This window comes from Pseudideonella sakaiensis, from assembly GCF_048320135.1.
GTDB classification, from domain to species: Bacteria; Pseudomonadota; Gammaproteobacteria; order Burkholderiales; family Burkholderiaceae_C; genus Ideonella_A; species Ideonella_A sakaiensis_A.
Genome location: NZ_CP182947.1, coordinates 1,602,795 through 1,627,279, shown reverse-complemented (window position 1 = coordinate 1,627,279; position 24,485 = coordinate 1,602,795). Strand labels below are relative to the sequence as shown.

General features: G+C 66.9%; 19 protein-coding genes. 8 read left to right on the top strand and 11 right to left on the bottom strand.

What is annotated here, in order from left to right; genetic code table 11:
• Nucleotides 1-49 precede the first annotated feature (49 nt).
• From ACNH6H_RS07275 to ACNH6H_RS07250, 6 genes are all read right to left on the bottom strand, one after another.
• Nucleotides 50-862 (bottom strand): ABC transporter ATP-binding protein, encoded by an 813-nt coding sequence (locus ACNH6H_RS07275; RefSeq protein WP_418316822.1) that lies wholly within the window; start codon nt 860-862, stop codon nt 50-52.
• Nucleotides 863-1,033: 171 nt separating this feature from the next.
• Nucleotides 1,034-2,365, bottom strand: a complete 1,332-nt coding sequence (locus ACNH6H_RS07270) for an ABC transporter substrate-binding protein (RefSeq protein ID WP_418316821.1) — start codon at nt 2,363-2,365, stop codon at nt 1,034-1,036.
• 67 nt (nt 2,366-2,432) lie between these two features.
• On the bottom strand, nt 2,433-3,491 hold the full coding sequence (locus ACNH6H_RS07265) for a branched-chain amino acid ABC transporter permease (RefSeq protein ID WP_418316820.1): 1,059 nt from the start codon (nt 3,489-3,491) through the stop codon (nt 2,433-2,435).
• A gap of 180 nt (nt 3,492-3,671) precedes the next feature.
• Nucleotides 3,672-4,601 carry a branched-chain amino acid ABC transporter permease gene (locus ACNH6H_RS07260; protein ID WP_418316819.1) on the bottom strand — a complete coding sequence of 310 codons (930 nt, stop codon included), beginning with the start codon at nt 4,599-4,601 and terminating at the stop codon, nt 3,672-3,674.
• Nucleotides 4,602-4,613: 12 nt separating this feature from the next.
• The gene (locus ACNH6H_RS07255; protein WP_418316818.1) at nt 4,614-5,402 is read right to left on the bottom strand and encodes an ABC transporter ATP-binding protein; all 789 of its coding nucleotides are present in this window, start codon (nt 5,400-5,402) and stop codon (nt 4,614-4,616) included.
• On the bottom strand, nt 5,399-7,366 hold the full coding sequence (locus ACNH6H_RS07250) for an AMP-dependent synthetase/ligase (RefSeq protein ID WP_418316817.1): 1,968 nt from the start codon (nt 7,364-7,366) through the stop codon (nt 5,399-5,401). Before ACNH6H_RS07250 ends, ACNH6H_RS07255 begins: the two co-directional genes overlap by 4 nt.
• Nucleotides 7,367-7,581: 215 nt before the next feature.
• On the opposite strand from ACNH6H_RS07250, the gene ACNH6H_RS07245 reads away from it, so the two are divergent.
• Nucleotides 7,582-8,274, top strand: a complete 693-nt coding sequence (locus ACNH6H_RS07245) for a Crp/Fnr family transcriptional regulator (protein ID WP_418316816.1) — start codon at nt 7,582-7,584, stop codon at nt 8,272-8,274.
• A 19-nt stretch (nt 8,275-8,293) separates the two neighbouring features.
• Here ACNH6H_RS07245 and ACNH6H_RS07240 read toward each other — a convergent pair whose 3' ends face one another.
• Nucleotides 8,294-9,187 (bottom strand): 5'-nucleotidase, encoded by an 894-nt coding sequence (locus ACNH6H_RS07240; RefSeq protein ID WP_418316815.1) that lies wholly within the window; start codon nt 9,185-9,187, stop codon nt 8,294-8,296.
• Between the two features lie 243 nt (nt 9,188-9,430).
• Between ACNH6H_RS07240 and ACNH6H_RS07235 the strand changes: the two genes are divergently transcribed.
• The 6 genes from ACNH6H_RS07235 (at nt 9,431) to ACNH6H_RS07210 (ending at nt 17,196) form a co-directional block, all read left to right on the top strand.
• Nucleotides 9,431-10,528 carry a hypothetical protein gene (locus tag ACNH6H_RS07235; RefSeq protein ID WP_418316814.1) on the top strand — a complete coding sequence of 366 codons (1,098 nt, stop codon included), beginning with the start codon at nt 9,431-9,433 and terminating at the stop codon, nt 10,526-10,528.
• Between the two features lie 131 nt (nt 10,529-10,659).
• The gene (locus ACNH6H_RS07230; protein ID WP_418316813.1) at nt 10,660-11,016 is read left to right on the top strand and encodes a hypothetical protein; all 357 of its coding nucleotides are present in this window, start codon (nt 10,660-10,662) and stop codon (nt 11,014-11,016) included.
• Nucleotides 11,017-11,045: 29 nt separating this feature from the next.
• On the top strand, nt 11,046-12,371 hold the full coding sequence (locus tag ACNH6H_RS07225; protein WP_418316812.1) for a paraquat-inducible protein A: 1,326 nt from the start codon (nt 11,046-11,048) through the stop codon (nt 12,369-12,371).
• On the top strand, nt 12,368-14,260 hold the full coding sequence (locus ACNH6H_RS07220; protein WP_418316811.1) for an intermembrane transport protein PqiB: 1,893 nt from the start codon (nt 12,368-12,370) through the stop codon (nt 14,258-14,260). The genes ACNH6H_RS07225 and ACNH6H_RS07220 overlap by 4 nt, the downstream gene beginning before the upstream one ends.
• 47 nt (nt 14,261-14,307) lie before the next feature.
• Nucleotides 14,308-14,979: a PqiC family protein gene (locus ACNH6H_RS07215; protein ID WP_418316810.1), complete on the top strand. Its 672-nt coding sequence runs from the start codon at nt 14,308-14,310 to the stop codon at nt 14,977-14,979.
• 81 nt (nt 14,980-15,060) lie between these two features.
• On the top strand, nt 15,061-17,196 hold the full coding sequence (locus ACNH6H_RS07210; RefSeq protein WP_418316809.1) for an acyl-CoA dehydrogenase: 2,136 nt from the start codon (nt 15,061-15,063) through the stop codon (nt 17,194-17,196).
• A gap of 21 nt (nt 17,197-17,217) precedes the next feature.
• On the opposite strand, the gene ACNH6H_RS07205 is transcribed toward ACNH6H_RS07210, so the two are convergent.
• Nucleotides 17,218-18,165, bottom strand: coding sequence for an AAA family ATPase (locus tag ACNH6H_RS07205; RefSeq protein ID WP_418316808.1), 948 nt, complete (start codon nt 18,163-18,165; stop codon nt 17,218-17,220).
• Nucleotides 18,166-18,438: 273 nt separating this feature from the next.
• Between ACNH6H_RS07205 and ACNH6H_RS07200 the strand changes: the two genes are divergently transcribed.
• Nucleotides 18,439-19,314, top strand: a complete 876-nt coding sequence (locus ACNH6H_RS07200; RefSeq protein WP_418316807.1) for a YihY/virulence factor BrkB family protein — start codon at nt 18,439-18,441, stop codon at nt 19,312-19,314.
• A gap of 288 nt (nt 19,315-19,602) precedes the next feature.
• Here the strand turns inward: ACNH6H_RS07200 and gspF are convergent, their stop codons facing one another.
• Genes gspF through gspD form a run of 3 tightly spaced genes read right to left on the bottom strand, consistent with a single transcriptional unit; the run spans nt 19,603 to nt 24,484 of the window.
• Nucleotides 19,603-20,817: a type II secretion system inner membrane protein GspF gene (gene gspF, locus ACNH6H_RS07195; RefSeq protein WP_418316806.1), complete on the bottom strand. Its 1,215-nt coding sequence runs from the start codon at nt 20,815-20,817 to the stop codon at nt 19,603-19,605.
• 15 nt (nt 20,818-20,832) lie between these two features.
• Nucleotides 20,833-22,254: a type II secretion system ATPase GspE gene (gene gspE / locus ACNH6H_RS07190; protein WP_418316805.1), complete on the bottom strand. Its 1,422-nt coding sequence runs from the start codon at nt 22,252-22,254 to the stop codon at nt 20,833-20,835.
• A 25-nt stretch (nt 22,255-22,279) separates the two neighbouring features.
• On the bottom strand, nt 22,280-24,484 hold the full coding sequence (gspD, locus tag ACNH6H_RS07185) for a type II secretion system secretin GspD (RefSeq protein WP_418316804.1): 2,205 nt from the start codon (nt 24,482-24,484) through the stop codon (nt 22,280-22,282).
• Between the last annotated feature and the right edge of the window lies 1 nt (nt 24,485).

Genomic DNA, 24,485 nt, shown 5'->3' with positions numbered 1-24,485 from the left:
CGTCCTCGATGGCCGCGGCAGTGGACGGTGTTGCCGCGGCAGCGTCGGTTCAGGCCAGCCAGCGCTTGCGCCGCTTGTAGCTCTTGACGTCGCGGAAACTCTTGCGCTCGGAACCTGCGCCACCCATGCCGAGGTAGAACTCCTTGACGTCCTCGTTTTCGCGCAGCGACTTCGCCTCGCCGTCCATCACGATGCGGCCGTTCTCGAGGATGTAGCCGTAATCGGAATAGCGCAGCGCGATGTTCGTATTCTGTTCGGCAAGCAGGAAGGTGACCTTCTCCTTGGTGTTCAGGTCCTTGACGATCTCGAACACCTCCTCGACCAGTTGCGGTGCCAGCCCCATCGACGGCTCGTCGAGCAGCACCATCTTCGGATTGGCCATCAGCGCGCGGCCGATCGCGCACATCTGCTGCTCGCCGCCGGAGGTGTACGCGGCCTGCGAACTGCGCCGTGTCTTCAGGCGCGGGAAATAGGTATAGACCTTCTCCAGCGTCGCCTTGATCGCTGCATTGCCGTCCTTGCGCGTGTAGGCGCCGGTCAGCAGGTTTTCCTCGATCGTCAGGTGGGCGAAGCAATGCCGGCCTTCCATCACCTGGACCACGCCGCGGTTGACCATCTCGGAGGTCGTCAACTTCTCGATCCGTTCGCCGCGCAGTTCGATCGAACCCTTGGTCACCTCGCCGCGTTCGCCGGCCAGAAGGTTGCTGACCGCGCGCAGCGTCGTCGTCTTGCCGGCGCCGTTGCCGCCGAGCAGCGCAACGACGCGGCCCTCCGGCACCTGCAGCGAGACGCCCTTCAGCACCAGGATCACGTGGTTGTAGATGACCTCGATGCCGTTGACGTTCAGGAGTATGTTGCTCATCAGTGGTCCTCAAACTTTTCGATGGGCCGCCAGCGGCACATCGAAAAGGGCCCGTCAGGGCCCGCCCCCGCATGGCGGGGCCGGGGGTGCCATCCACCCCTCCCTCACGGAGGGAGGGGAAGGGGTGGGAGCCCACTCAGCCTGCTGCCAGGCTTGAGCGGGCGTGCCCGCTCAAGCCTGGCAGTCTTCCGGCGTGCGGCGGGTCAGCTTCTTGTCGGCTGCATATTTGTCGGCAGCGTTCTTGACCATCGGCTTCAGGATCTGCGAATCGGCCTGCAGCCAGTCGCTGGTGAAGTTCCACTTCGAACCGTCCCAGGTGTGGATGCGGGCCCACGACGCACCCATGTGGTCGACACACGAGGTCGAGACCGGGCGCATCACGCCGGCAAAGCCGAGCGCGTCGAGCTTCTTCTGGTCAAGTGCGAGGTTTTCGTAACCCCAGCGTGCCTGCTCGCTGGTCATCACCTTGCCTTTGCCGAAGCGCTCCTGGGCACGGGCGACACCTTCGACGGCGAGCATCGCCGCGGTCAGGCCACGCATGTACAGCACCTGCCCGACCTCGTCACGCGGGCCGGTGCCCTGGCCCTTGTCGTGCACCATCTTCAGCACGTCCTGGGCAACCTTGGAGTTCGGCTCGGCGCCATGCTGCAGCGCCAACGCGTTGTAGCCCTTGGCGCCGGCGCCGACGTCCTTTACGTCAGGCTCGGCACCCGACCACCAGACGCCGTACATCTTCTCGCGCGGATACCCGGTCGCGACGGCCTCCTTCAGCGCCGTCGAGTTCATCACGCCCCAGCCCCACAGCAGCACATAGTCGGGGCGGTTCTGGCGGATCTGCAGCCAGGTCGCCTTCTGCTCGACACCCGGATGGGTCACCGGCAGCAGCTGCAGCTCGAAGCCGTGCATCTTGCTGCGCTCCTCGAGCAGCGGGATCGGCTCCTTGCCGTACGGGCTGTCGTGGTAGACCAGCGCGATCTTCTTGCCCTTCAGCTTGTCGAGTCCGCCTTCCTTCGCGCCGATGTGCTGCACCAGCACGTCGGCGGCGACCCAGTAGGTGCCGACCAGCGGGAAATTCCATTTGAAGACGCCGCCATCCTGGCTCTCGCTGCGGCCGTAGCCGGAAGTGATCAGCGGAATCTTGTCGATCGGCGCCTTTTCGGTCAACGCGAAAGTGATGCCTGTCGACAGCGGCTGGAAGACGGTCGCGCCGCCGTTCTTGCCCTTCAGGCGTTCATAACATTCGACGCCCTTGTCGGTCGCATAACCGGTTTCGCATTCCTCCCATATCACCTTGACGCCGTTGATGCCGCCCTTGGCATTGACGAGCTTCAGGTAGTCGATATAGCCGTTGGCGAACGGCACGCCGTTCGGTGCATAGGCGCCGGTGCGATAAACCAGCGCCGGGAAGAACTGTTCCTTGGCCTGCGCCAACGCCTCGGTCGCGATGCCGGCCAATCCGGTCGCGGTCACGGCAGCCGCCATGACGATGGACTTGAATTTCATTGTCTGTCTCCTGGAGTGGTTGGTTGGAAAAGTGCACTCGTCAGTGCGTGGTGAAAACGGAGCTTGCTCAATGCGGGAACGGCCACAGGCGCAGCTTCTCCTTGCCGATCGACCACAGCCGCGCGAGTCCGTGCGGCTCGACGATCAGGAAGAAGACGATCAGCGCGCCGAAGACCATGAAGGTCAGGTGCGAAGCCAGCGCGGTATCGAAGCCGACCTGCACGCCGAGGATGTCGAGCGCGATCGGCAGGATCACGATGAAGGCGGCGCCGAAGAAGCTGCCCATGATCGAGCCGAGCCCGCCGATGATGACCATGAACAGCAGCTGGAACGAGCGGTCGATGTTGAATGCCGCCGGCTCCCACGAACCCAGATGAACGAAGCCCCACAAGGCTCCGGCGACGCCGACGATGAACGAGCTGATCGCGAATGCGGTCAGCTTCGCGTAGACCGGACGGATGCCGATCACCGCTGCGGCGACGTCCATGTCGCGGATCGCCATCCATTCGCGGCCGATGTGGCTGCGCACCAGGTTTTTCGCGATCAGACCGAAAACGATCAGGAAGCCGAGGCAGAACAGGTATTTCTCGACTGGCGTATTGATCGTCCAGCCGAAGGCATTCAGCCCGGCGACCGACACCGAGCCGGACGCCGAATTGTTGGTGAACCAGTTGATGCGCAGAAAAGCCCAGTCGGTGAAGAACTGCGCGGCCAGTGTCGCGACCGCCAGATACAGCCCCTTGATGCGCAGCGACGGTATGCCGAACAACACGCCGACGATGGTCGCGCACAGGCCGCCGAGCAGCAGCGCCGGTACCAGCGGCATGCCCTGGATGCGGACCATGAAGTTGTACGCGGCATAGGCGCCGACCGCCATGAAGGCGCCGGTGCCGAGCGAGATCTGGCCGCAGTAGCCGACCAGGATGTTCAGCCCGAGCGCGGCCAGCGACAGGATCAGGAACGGGATCAGGATGGCGCGGAACAGGTATTCCGACGCCGTCAGCGGCACGATGACCGCTGCGAAGATCAGCAGCAGCGCGATCATCACCCGGTCCTGGCGGATCGGGAAGATCTGCTGGTCGGCAGCGTAGCTGGTCTTGAACTGGCCGTTTTCGCGATAAAGCATGTTCTTAAGCCTCGAGTAGGGGCCCCCGAGGGCACTTGAAAGGTTTCAGGTCATCCACGTCACCAAATTCGGCGCTGCACCGAACACGATCAAGCAGTCGCCGCGGATCCGGCTTTGCCGGTCCGCTGGCGACGCCCCCCTGGGGGGGAGGCGCCGAAGGCGCTTCGGGGGGGAGCCTATTCATACGCGGTCAATGATCTTCTCGCCGAACAGGCCCTGCGGCCGCACCAGCAGGAAAACGAGCGCCAATACATAGGCGAACCAGATCTCGATGCCGCCGCCGAGGAAGGGGCCGAGGTAGATCTCCGACAGCTTTTCGCCGACGCCGATGATCAGCCCGCCGATGATCGCGCCGGGCACGCTGGTCAGCCCGCCGAGGATCACCACCGGCAATGCCTTCAGCGCCACCAGCGACAGCGAAAACTGCACGCCGAGCTTGCTGCCCCAGATCATTCCGGCGACCAGCGCGACGAAGCCGGCGACGCTCCAGACGATGATCCAGATCCGCGACAGCGGAATGCCGATCGACTGCGCCGCCTGGTGGTCGTCGGCCACCGCACGCAGCGCGCGGCCGGTCTTGGTCTTCTGGAAAAACAGCGACAACACGGCGACCAGCGCGGCGGCGATCAACGCTGCATAGAGGTCTTCCTTGCTGAGCAGGATGCCGCCCTGGAAGGTGTCCTGGAACAGGAAGGTCGGTTCCTTCGGCAGGCCGATGTCGATCTTGTAGATGTCGCTGCCGAACAGCGTCTGGCCGAAGCCGTCGAGAAAATAGGTGATGCCCAACGTGGCCATCAGCAGCGTGATGCCTTCCTGGTTGACGAGTTTGCCGAGCACCAGCTTTTCGATCAGCCAGGCCGCGATGATCATCACGACCATCGCCGCCAGGAAGCCGAGGATGTTGCCGATGACCTGGCTCTCGAAGCCGAGCCAGGACGGAATCCACTCGGCAAAACGCGCCATCGCCAGCGCCGCGAACAGCACCATTGCGCCTTGCGCGAAATTGAACACGCCGCTCGCCTTGAAGATCAGCACGAAGCCGAGTGCGATCAGCGAATACAGCATCCCGGCCATCAGGCCGCCGATCAGGGTTTCAATGAAAAATCCCATGGGCCGCTTCCGTCAGTGGGTTGTGCCGAGGTAGGCGCTGATGACTTCCTCGTTGTTGCGCACCTCGTCGGGTGTGCCGTCGCCGATCTTCTTGCCGTAATCGAGCACGACGACGCGGTCCGAGATGTCCATCACGACGCTCATGTCGTGTTCGATCAGCACGATCGTCGTGCCGAATTCGTCGTTGACGTCGAGGATGAAGCGGCTCATGTCCTGCTTTTCCTCGACGTTCATGCCGGCCATAGGCTCGTCGAGCAGCAGCACCTGCGGCTCCATCGCCAGCGCTCGGCCGAGGTCGACGCGCTTCTGCAAGCCATAGGGCAGTCGGCCGACCGGCGTCTTGCGGTAGGCCTGGATCTCGAGAAAGTCGATGATCCGTTCGACAAAATCGCGGTGCTCGGCTTCCTCGCGCGCGGCCGGACCGAGGTGCAGCGCCTGCAGGAAGAGGTTGGTCTTCATCTTCAGGTTGCGGCCGGTCATGATGTTGTCGATGACGTTCATGCCCTTGAACAGCGCCAGATTCTGGAAGGTGCGTGCGACACCCAGTTCGGCAACCTGCCGGCTGTTCATGTGGCTGAAGGTCTTGCCGCGGAAGGTGATGCTTCCTTCCTGCGGCGTATAGACGCCATTGATGCAGTTCAGCATCGAACTCTTGCCGGCGCCGTTCGGCCCGATGATCGCGCGGATCTCGTGCTCGCGGACATTGAAGCTGATGTTGCTCAATGCCTTCACACCGCCGAAGCTCAGGCTGATGTTCTGGATGTCGAGGATGACCTCGCCGATCTTGCGGCCACCGTTCATGCTGCCTTCCCCATCGGTGCGAAGGTCTTGACGTCCTGGATCTTCAGCGTCGCAGACACCTTGCCGGTGCGGCCATCCTCGAACTTGACCGCGGTCTCGATATATTGCTCGGTCTTGCCGCCATACAGCGCATCGACCAGTTCCTGATAGCGATCGGCGATGAAGCCGCGGCGGACCTTGCGGGTGCGGGTCAGTTCACCGTCGTCGGCATCGAGTTCCTTGTGCAGGATCAGGAAGCGGCTGACCTGGCTGCCGGCAAGCATCTGGTCGGCAGCAAGATCGGCGTTGACCTTCTCGACGCATTCGCGAACCAGTTCGTAGACCTCGGGCTTCTGCGCCAGATCGGTATAGCCGGCATACGGCAGGTTGCGCTTCTCGGCCCAGTTGCCGACTGCTTCGAAGTCGATGTTGATGAAGACGCACACCGTGCTGCGCTTGTCGCCGTAGGCGACAACTTCCTTGATGTGCGGGAAGAATTTCAGCTTGTTCTCGACATATTTCGGCGCGAACATCGCGCCGTCGTTCGGCCCGCCCGCAAGTCGGCCGACATCCTTTGCGCGGTCGATGATCTTCAGGTGGCCGCCGGCATCGAGGAAGCCGGCATCACCGGTGTGGTACCAGCCGTCGGCGCTCAGCACTTCACGCGTCGCCTCGGGATTCTTGTAGTACTCCTTCAGCAGCCCCGGCGACTTGATCATGATCTCGCCATTGGCTTCGACGCGCACCTCGACGCCGGAAATCGGCACGCCCACGGTGTCGGCCCGCGCCTCGTTGTCGGGCTGCAGGCAGACAAAAACCGCGGTTTCTGTCGAGCCGTAGAGCTGTTTCAGATTGATGCCGATCGAGCGGTAGAACGTGAACAGGTCCGGCCCGATCGCCTCGCCGGCGGTGTAGGCGACGCGCACGCGGTTCAGGCCGAGCGTATTGCGCAGCGGCCCGTAAACAAGGATGTTGCCGAGCGCGTACTGCAGCCGGTCGGCCGCGCCGATCGGCTTGCCGTCGCTGGCGACCGACTTGCCGTCCATCAGCGCCGGGCCGATGCGTTTGGCCACCTCCATGAAATGTTCGAACAGCCGGCGCTTGATCGCCGCGGCGTCCTCCATCCGGATCATCACGCTGGTGAGCAGCCCTTCGAAGACCCGCGGCGGCGCGAAATAGTAGGTCGGGCCGATTTCCTTCAGGTCGATCATCACCGTCTCGGCCGACTCCGGGCAGTTGACGACATAACCGCATACCAGCCACTGCGCATAGCTGAAGATGTTCTGGCCGATCCAGGCCGGCGGCAGATAGGCCAGCACCTCCTCGTCATGGCTCAGCTTGTCGAACTCGGCGCCGGCGCGGGCGCGATCGAGCAGGCTGGTATGGGTGTGGACGACCCCTTTCGGATTGCCAGTGGTGCCCGAGGTGAAAAACATCGCCGCGACGTCGTCTGCCTTGACCTTTGCGATCTCGGCTTCGAAAAAGCCGGAATGGGCAGCGGCGTGGGCGCGGCCGGCCTCGATCAGCGCATCGAGCGAGGCCAGCCCCGGCTCGTCGTAATTGCGCATGCCGCGGCCATCGTCGTACCAGATGCGGGCGAGTTGCGGGCACGAGTCGCGCAGCTCGAGCATCTTGTCGACCTGCTCCTGATCCTCGACGATCGCCATCGCGACGTCGGCGTTGTTGATCGGGAAGGCGAATTCGGCGGCCGCCGCATCCTGGTACAGCGGGATCGGCACCGCGCCGAGCGATTGCGCGGCCAGCATCGACGCATAAAGGCGAGGCCGGTTGTCGCCGACGACGACGATGTGGTCGTCGCGCTTCAGCCCGGCGGCGGCCAGCCCGCCGGCGATTTCACGCACCAGCGTTGCCAGTGCCGACCAGCTCATCGTCTGCCAGATGCCGTAGACCTTTTCACGCATCGCCGGTGCGTCCGGTCGTTCTTCGGCATGTTTCAGCAGCAGTCGCGGAAAATCCATCTGCACCGCGGTCTCCTGGTTATGGGTTGTTCGCGTGGCGCTTGCTGCACCAACCGCAAGCGCACTGTAGGGCCAGGTTTGACGCCATGCTGTCGTTCTGACGACAATCCTAGGGTCTGTCCGCAGAGGTCTTTCCCGCAATGCGCCCTGATCAGCATGTTGGCCATCGGTCCGTAGAGGGCTCCGCCTCAAGCAATTCCATCGATGGCAAGGCGCCGCCCTTGCTCACCCGCGCGCGACTGGCCGGGCGCGACGAACTGGCCGGCATCCCGTGGCTGGCTTCGCTGCAGGCCGATGAGCGCAATCGCGTGACCGCCGACCTGCAAGTGGTCGAGATCGATCCCGGCGAAGTCCTGTGCAGGGTCGGCCGGCCGGCGACCTTCTGGTTCGGCGTCATCGACGGCCTGCTGAAAATGAGCAACGATTCGTTGCAGGGCATCCCGATCACCTTCACCGGCATTCCGCCGGGCGGCTGGTTCGGCGAGGGCACGGTGCTCAAGCGCGAGCCCTACCGCTACAACATCGAGGCGCTGCGGCGCAGCCTGGTCGCCGGCCTCGGCGTCGATACCTTCCACTGGCTGGTCGACCGCAGCATCCCGTTCAACCGCTTCATCACCCAGCAGCTCAACGAGCGGCTCGGCCAGTTCATTGCCGCACGCGAGATCGACCGCATGAGCGACCCCGATGCCCGGGTTGCGCGCAGCCTCGCGGCGCTGTTCCACCCGGTGCTTTATCCGGGCGTCGGCGAGATCCTGCGCATCACCCAGCTCGAGCTCGGCTACCTCGTCGGCCTGTCACGTCAGCGCGTCAACGAGGCGCTGCAGCGGATGCAGGAGGCAGGCGTGATCCGCATCGAATACGGCGGCGTCCGCGTGCTCGACCTGCAGGCCTTGCGCGCCTACCGCCAGCCTTGAGCGATGGGGCGGAATCGCCTCACGGATTGGAGATACCGGCGGCAACGTGCCCCGACGGCACGTGCAGCGCGGCATTCTCGATGTGCCCGGTCTGGTCGTCGAAGAAGAAGTCGGGTTCGAACTCGCGCAGGAACTCGCCTTTCGGCAACCCACCGAGGAACATCGCCTCGTCGACCTCGATATTCCAGTCCATCAGCGTGCGGATCGCCCGCTCGTGGGCCGGCGCGCTGCGCGCGGTGACGAGCGCGGTGCGGATGCGCATGCCGCCGGCCGGGCGGTGCTGCAGCCGCTGCAGCGCAAGCAGCACCGGCTTGAACGGCCCGGCGGCCAGCGGATGGGTCGCGTGGTCGCGCTCGTGGGCCTGGAAGGCGTCGAGCCCGCCGCGCTGGAATACCTGCTCGGATTCGTCCGAGAACAGCACCGCATCGCCGTCGAAGGCAATCCTCACTTCGTCCGGATGGGCGTCGGAGGCGCGCTTGCTGTGCGGAAAGACCCGCGCCGCCGGCACCGCGCACCGCAATGCCGAGCGGACGTCGTCCTCGTTGGCCGACAGAAAGAGGTTGGCGTTCAGCGGCCGCAGATATCGCCAAGGCGATCCGCCACGGGTGAACACACCGCGCTGTATCGGCATCCCGTAGTGCTGGGCCGAACGGAACACCCGCATGCCGGAGACCGGATCGTTGCGCGACAGGATCACGACCTCGACCAGCGGTTTGTCGACATTGAATGCCAGCAGCTTGTTGACCAGCGAAAACGCGACGCCCGGCTTTGCCGTCACATCGAGCCGGTCGAGCTGCAGCTGCATGTAGGCGCGGTCGTCCTGCGATTCGAACAGCAGGTTCTCCTCCTCGAAATCGAACAGGGCACGCGACGAAATGGCTACGACGAGCTGGCCGTCGAACGAGACTGGCATCGGTATGGCGCGAGGCGAGAAAAATCCTTGTAGCACAGGCCGGAGGCGGCCGGCGAGCGGCAAAACGTGAAAGTGTTGCATGACGCGCGAGCGCGGCGCCGAGTTCGGCGTCGGCGCTGCAGCGTCGGGTTATGCTCGAAGCGCTCCGCGTGATGCGGCGCTGATCGGCCGCATGCGCCGTGCTGGAGCGGATGCCGGGCCGCGTCAAAGGCCATCCGCCTCGACAGGCAGCTGGAGGAATCGATGACGAAAGTCTGTAGTCGCTGCGATACGGAAAATACCGACGCTGCCAAGGTCTGCAAGCTGTGCGGCACGCCGTTTGCGCCGGCGGCCGGTGGCTCTGGCCTGCTGAATTCGGGCAACCGCACGTCGGCCGATGCGCCGCCGCCGGATGACGACGACAGCGATGCCACGGTGATGATGCGGGTGCCGCCGCGACCGCCGACGGCAACGCCAGCGGCGGCGGCCGGCGGCATGGCCGGCGCAGTGCCGCCGATGCCCGAACCGGCACCCCAGGCGATGCCGGCCCCATCGGATTCATCGCTGCTCGACCTGCTCGGTGAGCCTGCGCCGGCGACAGGAGCTGCCGCATACCCACCACCGCCGCCACCCGCTGCCGCGGCGCCGGCGATCGAAGCGCGTGAATCCGCTGAGGCGATGGCCGCCAGCGCAACAGCCGACGACGGCGGCTCTTCGCGCAAGCTGATCTGGGCCGGCCTGGCGGTCGTCTTGCTGCTGGTCATTGGCGGCGGCTACTGGTTCACCAGCGGCGACGACGCGACCGCGCCGCCGGCCGCGACGGCGACGCCGCCAGGCGAAAGCACGCCGGCGCCGACCGCGGCGACGCCGCCTGATGCGCAGCCCACCACAGCGCCGTCGACCGCTGGAGCAGCCGACACGCCGGCACAGTCGCCAACCGGCTTGCCAAGCCTGCCGACGACTGCCGAGCGGCCGGCTGAAGTGCCGGCGCAGCCGATGCCGGCCACGCCGCCGACCATCGAGCAGGCGACGCCGCCGCCGTCCAGCCTGCCGCCGCCGCCGGTTGCGCAAACGCCGCGGCCAGTCGAGCCGCCGCCGGCCGCGCCGGTGACGCCGCCGCCGCGGCAGGCGGTTGCGCCGAAGCCGGCACCGCGGCCTGCCGCGCCGGCCTACACACCGCCAGCGGCAGAGGCCGAGCCGTCGAAGCCGCCGGCGGCGCTGGCCAACAGCCCGCAGGAAGCCTGTGCCGACCAGCGGCTGCTCGCGCGGCCGTTCTGCATGCACGAACAATGTGCCGGAGCCCGCTTCAAGAACCATCCGCAATGCATCAAGCTGCGAGAGGACCAGCTGCGTGGCGGCTGACCGGCGCGGCGGCCGATGAAGCCGGCTGAGATCGTTGATGCGGCGCTGGCGACGCGCGCACTCGGCAGTAACCTCGACCTCGAGGTGCGTCGGGTAGGTGCTATCCGACGTGCGGCAGCGCAGTTGGCCGAATGTCTGACGACACCTCTCTCGATAAGCTGACCCCGGTGATGATGCATGGGGAGAAAGCGATGAGGGAGATCAGCCATTCGGACAATCTGGGCGACTACGCAAATGCCGTGTCGCGTACACCGCACCCGACCGTGCAATGGCTTTGGGGCGCCGCAGCGCTGCTGCTGGCAGCGATTCTCCTGACCAGTTTCTACAACGTGACACAACAGGCGGTCGCACGCTCGCACCTGCATTGGGCCAATGCGGTGCAGCAGCCGCTTGCCTGTGCTTCGTCGTCGTACGCCGATGAGCGGTGTGGCTCGAGCGGCAATGCGAAAATCGACGGCCTCGTGATCGGCCAGGTCGCTCGCGAGTAAGCCTTCTCGCAGGACCGCATCCAGGATCAGTGTCTCCCGCACCAGCCACTGCCGACCCCGCCGCCGAGGATGGACCACGCGATGCGGTGACACCACCTTCGCTGCTGGTCTGCACCGAGTGCGCGCAGCCGCATCGCTGGGTCGATCTGGCGCCGAGCCGACTCGCCCGGTGCAGCCGCTGCGACGCGGTCGTTGCGCGCGGGCACCGGCTCGACGCCCAGGCGCTGCTGGCGCTGACGGTGGCAGCGCTGATCGTCTTTCTGATCGCCAACAGCGCCAACCTGATCACGATCAGCCTGCGCGGCGCCGACGTGTCGACAACGGTGCCGATGGCGATTGCCGCGGCGTGGCGCGATGACGCCCGGCTGGTCGCGGTGCTGGCCGCAATCACCGCGGTGATTGCGCCGGCAGCCTTCATCGCGCTTCGCTTGCTGGTGCTGGTGCCGCTGGTCGTGCAGCGCCGGGTGCCGCCATGGATGGGTTTGACGATGCGGCTGCTGCATGCCAGCGGCCGCTGGAATACCGTCTCGGTGCTGGCCATCGGCGCCTTGTTGTCGCTGGTGCGGATCGCCGATCTGGCGCAGGCGTCGGCCGGTGCCGGGCTGGTCGCGCTCGGCGGCCTGGCGATCCTGCTCGCTGCGATCGAGTCCGCCGGGCTGCGCCATCTCTGGGCCGAGCAGGAACCGCCGCGGCCGATTGAGGTTTCAGCCGGCAGCCGCCGTTGGCTGGGCTGCGAATGCTGCGGTTGGGTTGGCACGGTTGCCGACGAGACCGGGCCGCCGGTGTCCTGCCCACGCTGCGGTCATCCGATCGAGCATTCACGTCAACTCGGCCTGCAACGCACCTGGGCGCTGCTGTTTGCCGCGCTGGTGTTGTTCATTCCCGCCAACCTGATGCCGATGATGAGCACGACACAGGCGCTGCGCGAGACGCCGCACACGCTGATCGGCGGCATCGTCGAGCTGTGGCATGCCGGTGCGATCGGCCTGGCGGTGCTGGTATTTGTCGCCAGCATCGTCGTGCCGCTGGTGAAGATCGGCGCGCTGGCGGTGCTGGCCTGGAGCGTCAACCATGCCTCGCAGTGGCGGCGCGTCGAGCGGGCACGTCTGTACCGGCTGATCGAGGCGGTCGGCCATTGGTCGATGCTCGATGTCTATGTCGTCGTGCTGCTGGTCGGCATGGTACGTTTCGGCAACCTGGCAAGTGCGTCGTCGGGCCCCGGCCTGCTGGCGTTTGCAGCAGTCGTCGTATTGACGATGCTGGCCACCCATGATTTCGATCCGCGCTGGATCTGGCAATCTCGCCCCTCGCGCCGGCGCTCGACCGGCAACCGCAGTCCCGGAATGTCCGCATGACCGAACGCCCGACCGATCAGCCGCGGCCTGCCGCCGACCCGGCGCTGCCGACGCCGACAGTGACCAGGGCCAACCGTTTCCACCTGTCGCTGGTCTGGCTGGTGCCGATCGTCGCGATCCTGCTCGGTGCGTCGCTGCTGCTGCGCAACTACCTCGAGACCGGCCCGCGAATCCAGATCGAATTCAACACCGCTGAAGGGCTCGAGGAAGGCAAGACCGAAGTCCGCTTCAAGGAGGTGGTGGTCGGCCGGGTCGAGAAGGTGTCGCTGCGCGACGACCGCAAACGCGTCGTCGCGACGGTGCAACTGGACCGCTCGGCAGCGTCGATGGCCGTCGAGGACACCCAGTTCTGGGTCGTGCGCCCGCGCATCGGCACCGCCGGCATCAGCGGGCTGGGCACCTTGTTCTCCGGCGTCTATATCGGCGTCGACGCCGGTGTTTCCGATGTGTCGCGGCGCCGTTTTGTCGGTCTCGAGTCGCCGCCGTTCATCCTGCGTGGCGAGCCCGGAGCCAGTTTTGCACTGGTCGCCGACGACCTCGGTTCGCTCGATGTCGGCTCGCCGGTGTACTACCGCCGGGCCAAGGTCGGCCGCGTCGTCGGCCATTCGCTCGATCCGAAACAGGATGAGCTGACGGTGAAGATCTTCATCGATGCGCCCTACCACCAACTGGTGACGCCGCAGACGCGGTTCTGGAATGCCAGCGGCGTCGACCTGACGTTGAATGCGAACGGCCTGACGCTGGACACGCAGACGCTGTCGTCGGTGCTGGCCGGCGGCATTGCCTTCGAACGGCTGCCGACCGCGCTGCCCGAGCCGCCCGCCGCCGATGGCAGCCGCTTCAAGCTGTTCAACGATCGCAAGGCGGCGCTGGCGCCGCCCGATGGCGAGCCGGTGCAGGCCAGGATGGTGTTCGACCATTCGGTGCGCGGGCTCGTGATCGGTGCGCCGGTCGATTTTCTCGGTGTCGAGATCGGCAAGGTGAAGACGATCGAGTTGATGCGCGATGTCCGCCGCCGGCGCTTTCCGGTCGAGGTGACGGTGGATCTGTTCCCGCTGCGCCTGGGCAAGCTGCGCGACGCCTTGCTCGGGCCTGCCGATGCGTTGCCGCCGCCACCGGCCGGCGCGGTGATCGGTGATGTCGAGGGCCGCGACAACAGCACCCGTGCGGTGCAGAAACTGGTTGCGCAGGGCCTGAAGGCGCAGATGCGCACCGGCAATCTGCTGACCGGGCAGCTCTACATCGCGCTCGACTTCTTCCGCGACGGCAGTACGGCGACGGGCGCCGATGGCCGGCAGAAAACCGCGGCCGTCTCGGGCAAACGAAAGACACGCGAACAGCGGCGCGCCGAGCGCGAGGCGCGGCTGGCACTGGCCGAACAGCAGGCGGCGGCCGAAGGCGTGATCACGCTGCCGACCGTGCCGGGCACATTGAGCGAAATCCAGCCCCAACTGGCGCAGATCGTCGAGAAGATCAGCCGCATACCGTTCGATGCGATCGGCCGCGATGTGCAGGAGACCTTCAGCAGCGCGAAATCGACGCTCGGCAATGCCGACCGCGCGGTGACCCGGTTGACGCCGGAGGCGATGAAGGCGGTCGAGGAATTGCAGGCCACGCTCGGCAAGGCGCAGCAGTCGATCGACAACCTCGACCGCAACCTGCTCAACGAGACCGCGCCGCTGCAGCGGCAGACCGAGCAGGCGCTGGCCGAGGTGCAACGCGCGGCGCAATCGCTGCGCGTGCTGGCCGACTACCTGCAGCGCAATCCGCAGTCGCTGATCCGCGGCAAGCCGGCCGACGAACCCCTGTCGACGTCCGCGCCGCGCCTGCCAAGCTCGTTGACCCGCCCGCCGATGCCAACCGCCGACCCGTCGGCCCCGCCGCGATGAAGATTTTTCTGCCAATGTCGCCCGCGCTGCGGCCGTTTGAGGACTCGATGCCGACGCCATCGAGCCGTCGGTCCGCTCTGGCGCTGCTGTGTGGCACCGCGTTGCTCGCGGTCGGCTGTGCGTCCTCGCCGCCGGCAGTGCGTTTCCACAGCCTGCTCGGTTCGGACGCCGGGCCCGTCGTGACCAGCGAGGTTGCTGCGGTGGGCGCACCGCTGCGGCTGGTCGTCGCGCCGGTCGGCATTCCGCCGGCGGTCGATCAGCCGCAGTGGCTGGTGCGCCGCGCAGACGATACGCTGCAGATGCTCGAGCAGGATCGCTGGGCTGCACCGCTCGCCGACGAACTGCGCGCCGCGCTGCAGTCGCGCCTCGCCGCGCGCTGGGGTGTCGTCGATGGTTCGTTGCCGCGCCAGGCCGAAGCTGATGATCGGCCGGCATGGCGCCTCGTTGTCGATGTACAGCGCATCGATGCGCGGCCGGGCAGCAACACACTGCTCGACGCGCGCTGGTCGCTGCTGCCGCCACAACGCGGTGCCGCGGCCCAGCCATGCAGCACACGCATCGTCGAGCCGGTTCAGGGCAGCGGGACGGTGCCGATCGCCGCCGCCTACCGGCGATCGGTGGCCCGTCTGGCCGACCAGATCGGCGCCTCGTTGCGCGCCGCTGCCGGCTCCGGCACGGCGGTCGGCTGCCCGCCGGCCAACAGTGCGCCAACGGTCTGACGCCTCGGCCGCGGCTTGCCAACGGCCACTGATCGGTGCACGCTGGCCGGGCCGGTCCCATGACGGGGCGGAGGAGCAGTCATGAGTTTTGCCGCAATGATCGGCCGGGCCGCATTGAAGCCGTTTGCCAGCGCCTTGCCGAGCATGGGAGACACCGAACGCGCCGCGCTGGAGGCCGGCAGCGTCGGCTTCGAAGGTGAATTGTTTGCCGGCCGGCCCGATTTCGACGCCTTGCTGGCGCGCGGCCCGAACCGCCTGACCGGGCAGGAGCAGCATTTCCTCGATCATGAGGTCGTGTTGCTCAATGCGATGCTGAACGATCACGAGATCGACGAGGCCGGCGATCTGCCGCCCGAAGTCTGGCAATGGCTGCGCGAGCGGCGCTTTTTCGGGATGATCATTCCGCCTGAACATGGCGGCCTCGGCTTCGGCCATTTTGCCCATGCCGCGGTCGTCACGAAGATCGCGACGGTCAATGTCGCTGCCGCCGTCACCGTGATGGTGCCGAACTCGCTCGGCCCGGCCGAACTCCTGCTGCGTTATGGCACGGCCGAACAGAAGGACCACTATCTGCCGCGGCTCGCCGACGGCCGCGAATTGCCGTGTTTCGGCCTGACCTCGCCGTATGCCGGATCCGATGCGGCATCGATTCCCGATCTCGGCGTATTGACCGAACGCGAGATCGACGGCCGGCGCGTGCGTGGCTTCGTCGTCAATTTCGACAAGCGATACATCACGCTGGCGCCGGTGGCGACCGTGGTCGGGCTGGCCTTCCAGGCTTGCGACCCGACGCGGCCCGAAGGCGAGCAGTTGCTCGGCATCACTTGCGCGTTGATACCGGTGCCGACCGAAGGCATGGAGATCGGCCGCCGCCATCGGCCGATGAATTCGGCGTTCATGAACGGGCCGATTCGCGGCACCGATGTCTTCGTGCCGATGGACTGGGTGATCGGCGGCGAAGCCAGGGTCGGCCAGGGCTGGCGGATGCTGATGGAGAGCCTGGCGGCCGGGCGTGCGATTTCGCTGCCGGCGCTCGGCGCAGCGATGCAGCAGACCAGCCTCTTCGTCGTCAACGGCTATTCGCAGGTCCGCGAGCAGTTCGGCTTGCCGATCGGGCGCTTTCACATCATTGCCGCGATCATTGCGCGGATGGCGCTCGACTTGTATGCCAGCGACGCCGCCCGCCGCTATACCGCGGCCGCGCTCGATGCCGGGGAGCAACCGAGTGTTGCCAGCGCGGTCCTGAAGGTGCAGCTGACCGAGGCCGGGCGGCGCTCGGTCACCGACGGCATGGATGTCCTCGGCGGCAAGGGCATCAGCCGCGGGCCGGGCAACCTGCTTGGCGTTGCCTACCGGCATGCGCCGATCGCGATCACCGTCGAAGGCGCCAACCTGCTGACGCGTGCGCTGATCATCTTCGGCCAGGGTGCGGTGCGTTGCCATCCGCATGTGCTCGACGAGATGGCGGCGGTCGAGGCCGGTGATGCCGAGGCGCTCGGCAAGGCCTTGCTCGGGCACCTGGGCCATGTATTTGCCAATCTGCGCCGCGGGCTGTTCGGCGCACCGGTGATCGGCCAGGTGCCGGACGAATTGCGGGCCGAGGCCGCCGGCATCGCGCGGCTGTCGGCGCAGTTTGCGCTGACCGCTGATCTGGCAATGGGCCTGCTCGGCGGCCGGCTGAAGCGGATGGAATTGTTGTCGGCCCGCCTTGGCGACGTGTTGTCTGCGCTTTATCTGGCTGCGGGTTGTCTCTGGCGGTATCAGGTCGATGCGGCGCCGGAGATGCTGCCATTGGCCCGCGCCGCGATCAGCAGGCAGCTGGCACTGGCGGCGGCCACGCTGCACGGGCTGCACCGCGAGTTGCCGGGCTGGCCGGTCAGGCTGCTGGCGCCGGCGCTGCGCGGCGGTGCCCGCAAGCTGCAGCCGCTCGACGATCGCGAACTGCTGACGCTGGCCGAATCGCTGCGCACCGACCCCGCGCTGGTCAAGCGGCTGTGCCCCGACCTCGGCGTGCCGAAGGGTGGCGGCCTGCTCGACCTGATGCGTGCACTCGAACTGGCGCAGCCGATCGCCGACGAAGTGCCCGAGCTGAACCGCGCGCTGCGCCGCACCCGCTCATTGCAGGACGCTGCCGCCGGAGCCAGCGACCCGGCCGCTGCACTGGCCTATCTTGAAGCAGCGGACAAGGTCATCCAGGTCGACGATTTCGCACCCTGATCCGGCTGCGCTGGCCGCTGCTTAGAAACCCATCCGCGGGCGGCGCTGCTTTTGGGTGCCGAGGTCGTCGACCGTCAGCTCGCTGCGGCCAGCCATTTTTGCCGCACCAAATGCCGAGCGCAGCAAGTGGCCGAGTTCGCGCGGCGAGACGCCTTCGAGTGCATCGAGCACCGCGTCGGCCGGTTCGGCAGCAAAAAAGTCGCCCCAGCGGTGCGCGGCGCGCTGTTCGCGGTACATCGCCGCAGCAATCACCCTGGCCTCCTCGCGGGTCGGCGGGCGGACCTCGATCACCCGCATCCGGCTGAGGATAGGCTCCGGCACCGACCGCGTATCGTTGGCGGTCGCGATCCACAGGATGCGCGATGCGTCGACCGGCAGATCGACATATTCATCGACGAATTCGGCCGCGGTATCGCGCTCGAGCAGCGCATAGAACGCGCCGAGCGGGTCGTACTGGCCGCTCGACGCCTTGTCGATCTCGTCGATCGTGACGACCGGGTTCGACGTTTCGCCGTGCAGCAGCGTCTCGAATACCTTGCCGGGTTTTGCGCCTTGCCAGGTTGCGGCCGAACCGCCGACGACCCAGCCGGCGGTGGTCTGCGCGAGGCTGATCGTGGCATTGCCGGTGCCGAGGATTGCCGCCAGCCCGCGCGCAAAGCGGGTCTTGCCGACGCCGGGATCGCCGACCAGCAGGATCGGCGTCAGTTCGAGCGGATCGTCGGTATCGACGACCAGCGCGATTTCGCGCAGCACCTCGTCGATCACATCGCCGAAATTCGGCGATTGCGCGCGCCATTCGCTGACATCAGGTACAGCCGATGGCTTGCTGACGAAGCGTTCGCCGCCGCGTTCAATCATTTTCTCGTACAGCCGCGCCAGCGCGCGCGAGTCCTCGGGCAACTGGCCGAGGGCGCGCTCGACGTTCGCGGTCTTGTAGATCTCGTGGTAGGCGGCAAGTGTTATCGGCATGGCACAACTCCCTGATCGCTCCTGCAGACATGCTTGCGTTTTCTCGCCGAACGGTCACCGGGTGAATGAGCCATTGAACCTCCAATTGCTGATTCCGCACTTCGATTGAACAACGATTGCCTTTTACCAAACAACAAAAATGCCGGCATTTGCGTTGACATTTCCGGGTTTGCACAAGCCATGCCAGGATCAACCGGCGCGACCGCGGAGGCGGCAGCCAGGCGCACCCCTCCCGGCGCGTCGCGCCAATCACCACCACCTCGGAGCTCGATCGTGACCCGCGAGTCGGCAAGGCCGTCATGGTGGCGCAGGCTGGTCTTCGGCACGCCGGTGATCCGCGTATTTGCGCGCGCGGTGCAGCGCTATATCCGCCACCAGAGCGCCAACCAGGCCGGCAGCGTCGCCTTCTCGTCGGTGCTGGCGATGTTTCCGCTGCTGATCCTGATCTCGGCCGCCGCGGCCTTCATCGGCCATCCGGGCGATGCGGCAACCCTCGCCGAGCGGGTGATCGGCTATACGCCGCCGGTCGTCCAGGCGTCGCTGCAGCCGGTCGTCGACCAGGTGCTGCGACACCGCAGCGAGGCCTTGCTCGCGTTCGGCCTCGTCGTGACGCTGTGGACGGCATCGTCGGGCGTGCAGGCGATCCGCACCGCGCTGAACCGGGCCTATGGTGTCGAGCAGAGCTTGTCGTTCTGGAAGGCGCGGCTGAAGGTGACGCTGTTCACCGCGATCGTCGGCTCCGGCATCGTTCCCGCGTTCAGCACGATCGTGATCGCGCCCTATGTCTGGCAACTGCTCGACGACAACGCCGGCGCCCATGCCGAGCTGCTGCGCGACGTCATCCGCTACGCCTCGGCATTCGGGGTGCTCAGCATGATGTATGCGCTGCTGTATGGCTGGCTGCCCGACATCCCGCAGCGGCTGTCGACGGTCCTGCCCGGCGCAATGATCGGCGCCGCAATGTGGGTCTTCGCCGCCGCCGTGCTGTCGCAGACCCTGCGCAGCGCCGGCAAGCTGCTGCTCGTCTACGGCGGCTTCGCCGGCGCCGTCGCCACCCTCGTCTTCCTCTACATCAGCGCCGCCACCCTGATCTTCGGCGCCGAAATCAACGCCGTGCTGCGCAGCAAAGCGGAAGACGTAGACGACTGAGCGTAGCCTGCGGGTGCAAGACCTGCCGGAACTGCGAGCCGCAGGCGAAGCAGCCATCAAGCCACATCCGCGGATCCGGCTCTGCCGGTCCGCCGGATGGGCCTTGCAGGCCGCGTCGGGCCAGTGGCCCGACTCCTCGCCAGGCATGGACGGTCCACCGGACCGTCCATGTCCGGGCTCGGCCCCTCGGGGGCAGGAGCGATAGCGACTGGGGGGCCCTGTCCGGCGCCGGGCCGCCCCAAGCCGGACGACGCCCCTTGGGGGCAGGAGCGAAGCGACTGGGGGGCCCTACTTCACCCAGGTATTGAGCTGAATGATCGGCAACAGCACCGCCAGCACGATCAGCATCACGACGCCGCCCATCGCGACGATCAGCAGCGGCTCGAGGATCGTCGCCATCTGCATCGCACGGCGCTGCACCTCGGCCGACAGCTGATTCGCCGCGCGCTCGAGCATGCGCGGCAGCTGCCCGGTCTGTTCGCCGAGCCGAGAAAACATCGCGAGCAGCCCCGGAAACCGCTTCTTGCCGGCCAGTGCGGCGGCCAGCGGCGCGCCTTCTCGCACCAGCACCAGCGCGTCCATCGCATCGGCGCGCATCGCGCGGTTCGACAGGGTTTCGGCCGCCGCCTGCAGCGCCTTCAGGATCGGCACGCCGGCGCCGGCCAGCATCGCCAGCGTGCCGGCAAAACGCGCCGCGTTGTAGCCGCGGGACAGCCGGCCGATCAGCGGCAGCCGCAGCCAGGCGGCGTCGAAACGCAGCCGGAATGCCGGATTGCGCAACATCACCATCAGCGCCGCGCCGCCGCCGACGAGGCCGAGCACGATCAGCCAGCCGTGGTTGCGCAGCATGCTGCTGACGCCGAGCATCGCCACCGTCAGCGTCGGCAGCGCGCGTTTCGAGCTGCTGAACACCGACGCCACCTGCGGCACGACATAGGTGACGAGGAAAACGACGATGACGACGGCGATCAGCGAGACGATCGCCGGATACAGCGTCGCGCCGATCAGCTTCGCGCGCAAGGCTTGTCGCGCCTCGAGATCGTCGGCCATGCGCTCGAGCACCTCGCCGAGGGCACCGCTTTGCTCACCGGCCGCGACGACGCCGCGATAAACCTCGTCGAATTCGCGCGGCGCGCTGCCGAGCGCCCGCGCGAAGGTCGAGCCGCCATTCACCTCGGCGCGCAGGTGGGCAACCAGTTCGCGCTGCCGTTCGTCGTCGGCTTCCTCGGCGAGCGCGGTCAGCGCGCGTTCGAGCGGCAGGCCGCTGCCGACCAGGCCGGCCAGTTGCCGGGTCCAGACCGTCAGCCCGGTCGAATTGAAGACCTTGCGCGTCAGCTGCAGGCCGCTCGGCCCGGTGCCGGCCGAGGCGACCTGCGACACCGCCATCGGCACCAGCGACTGCGCGCGCAGCTGCGAACGCGCGGCGCGCGGATTGTCGGCCTCGAGCAGCCCGGTCAGCGTCTTGCCGGCGGCGTCGAGTGCCTCGTAGCGGTAGGCGGGCATCGTCGTCCGCTTCGTTTATTCGCGGGTCACCCGCACGACCTCTTCGGCCGAGGTGATGCCGGTGCGCACCAGCCGCTCGCCGTCTTCGCGCATCGACAGCATGCCGCCAGCGCGCGCGGCGGCGATCAGATCGGCTTCGGCTGCCTGGCCATGGATCAGGCTGCGCACGTGATCGTCGGCGACCATCAGTTCATAAACGCCGGTGCGCCCCTTGTAGCCGCCGTGGCCACACTCGGCGCAGCCGACCGGATGGAATTCGCCATGTTCGTCCTGCCGGCGGCAGGCCGGGCACAACTTGCGAACCAGCCGTTGCGCGAGCACGCCGAGCAGGCTCGAGCTGAGCAGAAAAGGCTCGACGCCCATGTCGATCAGCCGCGTCACCGCGCTCGGCGCATCATTGGTGTGCAGCGTTGCCAGCACCAGGTGGCCGGTCAGCGAGGCCTGGATCGCGATCTGCGCGGTTTCATAGTCGCGGATCTCACCGATCATGATGACATCCGGGTCCTGACGCAGGATCGCGCGCAGCGCCTTTGCGAACGTCAGTTCGATTTTCGGATTCACCTGTGTCTGGCCGATCCCGGGCAGTTCGTATTCGACCGGGTCCTCGACTGTCAGCACATTGACCGAGCCGGTATCGATGCGGCCAAGCGAGGCATACAGCGTGGTCGTCTTGCCGGAGCCGGTCGGCCCGGTCACCAGCACGATGCCGTGCGGCTGCTGGATCAGCCGGTCGAAGCGGCGCAGCACCTCGCCACTCATGCCGAGGCTTTCCAGCGTGAAGCGGGCTTCGCCCTTGTCGAGCAGGCGCAGCACCGCGCGTTCGCCATGCGCCGACGGCAGCGTCGAGACCCGCACGTCGACCGCACGGCCGCCGATGCGCAGCGAGATCCGGCCATCCTGCGGCAGGCGCTTCTCGGCGATGTCGAGCTCGGCCATGATCTTCAAGCGCGAGATCAGCGCCGCATGCAGCGCCTTGTTCGGCTGCACGACCTCGCGCAGCTTGCCGTCGACGCGAAACCGCACCGCGCTGCTGCGTTCATAGGGCTCGATGTGGATGTCGCTGGCGCCGTCCTTCGCCGCCTGCGTCAGCAGCGCGTTGAGCATGCGGATGATCGGTGCATCGTTGGCGGCCTCGAGCAGATCCTCGACCGCCGGCAGCTCCTGCATCATCCGCGTAAGGTCGACCGCGCTCTCGACTTCGCCGATCACCGTCGCCGCGCTCGACTCGCTGCCGGCATAGGCCACCGCGATGCGCTGGCCGAGCGTCGCTGCCGGCTCATGTTCGATCCGGTCGACCTCGAAATTTCGCAGCACTTCGGACAAGGCCGGCGTCGCCGCCGCCGCGGCGACCCACAACACCAGCCGGTCACCCTCGTCCTCGAGCAGCAGCGAATGGGCCCGGGCGAAGCCGTAGGGCAGGGGGTGTCGTGTTGCCATCAGTTGCCGCCGTCCGCTCGGGCCGTCAGCGCGGTGCCGACGTCGCCGGCGGCACGTCGGACGGCGCCAGCGGGGCCGGCGCGACCGGTGGCGGCCGCAGCGGTGACGTCGTCGGTCCGTCCGGCGGCCCGTACATCGGCGGCAGCACCGGCGCCGCGTCGATCGACAGCAGCGGGCTCGGCTTCGGCTGCCGATCCTGCTGGCTGGCGCGGATCAGGTCGTAGCGGTCGAGCGTCATCCGGTCGGCGGTCTGGCCGTCGCGCATCACGATCGGGCGCAGGAAGACCATCAGGTTCGTCCGCTTCTTGCTGCGGCTTTCGCTGCGGAACAGCGCGCCGACATACGGCAGGTCGCCGAGCAGCGGCACCTTCGACGAGGTGTCGGTATATTTGTCCTCGATCAGGCCGCCGAGCACGAGGATCTGGCCGTCGTCGACGACGACGGTCGATTCGATCGAGCGCTTGTCGGTCGACGGGCCGGCATTGCTGGTGCCCGGCGCGGTGGTGCTCGACAGGCTCGACGATTCCTGGAACAGCGTCATCCGCACCGTGCCGCCTTCGCCGACCTGGGGTCGGATGCGCAGCGTGATGCCGACATCCTTGCGCTCGATGGTCTGGAACGGGCTGGTCGTCGAGGTGCCGGTATTGGTGAACTGGCCGGTGATGAACGGCACGTTGCTGCCGACGATGATCTTCGCCTCTTCGTTGTCGAGCGTGACCAGATTCGGCGTCGAGATGATGTTGGTGCTGGTCTGGCTCTGCAGGATGCGGGCGATTGCCGCCAGCCCGTAGGCGCCGGCGAAATCGCGGATCACGCCGAAGTTCAGCCCTTCGCCGAGCTTGATGTTCGCAAGCCCGGCGGTGCCGGTCGCGCCGGCAGCGGTGATCGTCGCGAGGTTGCCGATGCTGCCGAAATTGGTGCCACCGACCAGACCAGTACTGTCGCCCTTGTTGCCGATCAGACCCTGCCACTGGAAGCCGAAATCGGCGCTGTTGTCGCCCGACACCTCGACGATCATGCTTTCGATATAGATCTGCGCGCGCCGCGAATCGAGCTGTTCGATCATCGAGCGGATCTGTCGATACAGCGGCTCGGGCGCGGTGATGATCAGCGAATTGGTCGCCGGGTCGGCCTGCACGAAGCCGCCGGTGGACGGCGACGGCGACGCGCTGACCGGCGTCGTCGCGGCCGCGCTCGCGCCGCCGATCTGGCTGCCCGGCTGGCCGGTCTGCGCGCCGAGTGGCGACGCGGTCGGCGACGACATCGTGCCGCCGCTCGCGCCGCCGCCACTGCCGCCGCTGCCGCTGAAGGCTGCCCGCAGCACCGTCGCCAGTTTGGTGGCGTCGGCATTGCGCAGATGGACCACCCAGACATTGCCCTGCGCGCCTGCTCCCTGCAACGGGCGGTCGAGCTGCGCCACCAGCGAGCGCACATTGGCCATCCTGGCGCCGGTCGGCGCCTTCACGAGCAGCGAGTTGCTGCGCGGCTCGACCAGCACTTGCAGCGCGCCGCCGCCGGCGCCGGGCACGCCGGGTGTCGCCGTGGTATCGCCAAGCCGCTGCACCAGCGGCGCGATATCGGCAGCCACCGCATGCTGCAGCGGAATCACCTCGACATCGCCGGTGCCCGGCGTATCCATCGCGGCGATGATTTTCGCGATCCGCTGCAGGTTGTCGGCGTAGTCGGTGATCACCAGCGTGTTGCTGGCAGCCGTCGCGTTGATCGTATTGTTCGGGCTGATCAGCGGGCGCAGCACCGGCACCAGGTTGTTCGCGTTTTCGTGATCGAGCTTGAAAATCTGCGTCAGCACCTGGTCGCCGCGCCGCGACACGCTGTCGCCGATCGAGACGGTGCCGGTCTGCAGCTTGGCATCCGCTTCCGGCACCACCTTCAACAGGTCGCCGACTTCGACGACGGTGAAGCCGAGGCCACGCAGTGCCGCCAGGTAGTTGCGATAGGCCTCGGCCGGCCGCACCGCCTGTTCGCTGTACAGCGTGATCGTGCCCTTGACGCGCGGGTCGACGAGGATCTGCCGGCGCAGGATCACCGCCATCGCACGGCTGACTGCATCGATCTCGGCGTTGACGAAATTCAGCGTCACCGGTTCGCCGCGAAAACGCGGCGCCGCCGCGGCCGCCGTGCCGGCCTCGGTTTGTGCCAGCAGCAGTGCCGGCGAAGTCAGCAGCATCGCGGCGATCACGCTGTGTGCCAGAGGCCCGAGCTTGTCCATG

Bases quoted from the DNA above. Each gene is read 5' to 3' on its own strand.
- ACNH6H_RS07275 (WP_418316822.1), bottom strand. From the start codon at position 862: ATGAGCAACATACTCCTGAACGTCAACGGCATCGAGGTCATCTACAAC.
- ACNH6H_RS07270 (WP_418316821.1), bottom strand. From the start codon at position 2,365: ATGAAATTCAAGTCCATCGTCATGGCGGCTGCCGTGACCGCGACCGGA.
- ACNH6H_RS07265 (WP_418316820.1), bottom strand. From the start codon at position 3,491: ATGCTTTATCGCGAAAACGGCCAGTTCAAGACCAGCTACGCTGCCGAC.
- ACNH6H_RS07260 (WP_418316819.1), bottom strand. From the start codon at position 4,601: ATGGGATTTTTCATTGAAACCCTGATCGGCGGCCTGATGGCCGGGATG.
- ACNH6H_RS07255 (WP_418316818.1), bottom strand. From the start codon at position 5,402: ATGAACGGTGGCCGCAAGATCGGCGAGGTCATCCTCGACATCCAGAAC.
- ACNH6H_RS07240 (WP_418316815.1), bottom strand. From the start codon at position 9,187: ATGCCAGTCTCGTTCGACGGCCAGCTCGTCGTAGCCATTTCGTCGCGT.
- ACNH6H_RS07235 (WP_418316814.1), top strand. From the start codon at position 9,431: ATGACGAAAGTCTGTAGTCGCTGCGATACGGAAAATACCGACGCTGCC.
- ACNH6H_RS07230 (WP_418316813.1), top strand. From the start codon at position 10,660: ATGTCTGACGACACCTCTCTCGATAAGCTGACCCCGGTGATGATGCAT.
- ACNH6H_RS07220 (WP_418316811.1), top strand. From the start codon at position 12,368: ATGACCGAACGCCCGACCGATCAGCCGCGGCCTGCCGCCGACCCGGCG.
- ACNH6H_RS07215 (WP_418316810.1), top strand. From the start codon at position 14,308: ATGCCGACGCCATCGAGCCGTCGGTCCGCTCTGGCGCTGCTGTGTGGC.
- ACNH6H_RS07210 (WP_418316809.1), top strand. From the start codon at position 15,061: ATGAGTTTTGCCGCAATGATCGGCCGGGCCGCATTGAAGCCGTTTGCC.
- ACNH6H_RS07205 (WP_418316808.1), bottom strand. From the start codon at position 18,165: ATGCCGATAACACTTGCCGCCTACCACGAGATCTACAAGACCGCGAAC.
- gspF (WP_418316806.1), bottom strand. From the start codon at position 20,817: ATGCCCGCCTACCGCTACGAGGCACTCGACGCCGCCGGCAAGACGCTG.
- gspE (WP_418316805.1), bottom strand. From the start codon at position 22,254: ATGGCAACACGACACCCCCTGCCCTACGGCTTCGCCCGGGCCCATTCG.
- gspD (WP_418316804.1), bottom strand. From the start codon at position 24,484: ATGGACAAGCTCGGGCCTCTGGCACACAGCGTGATCGCCGCGATGCTG.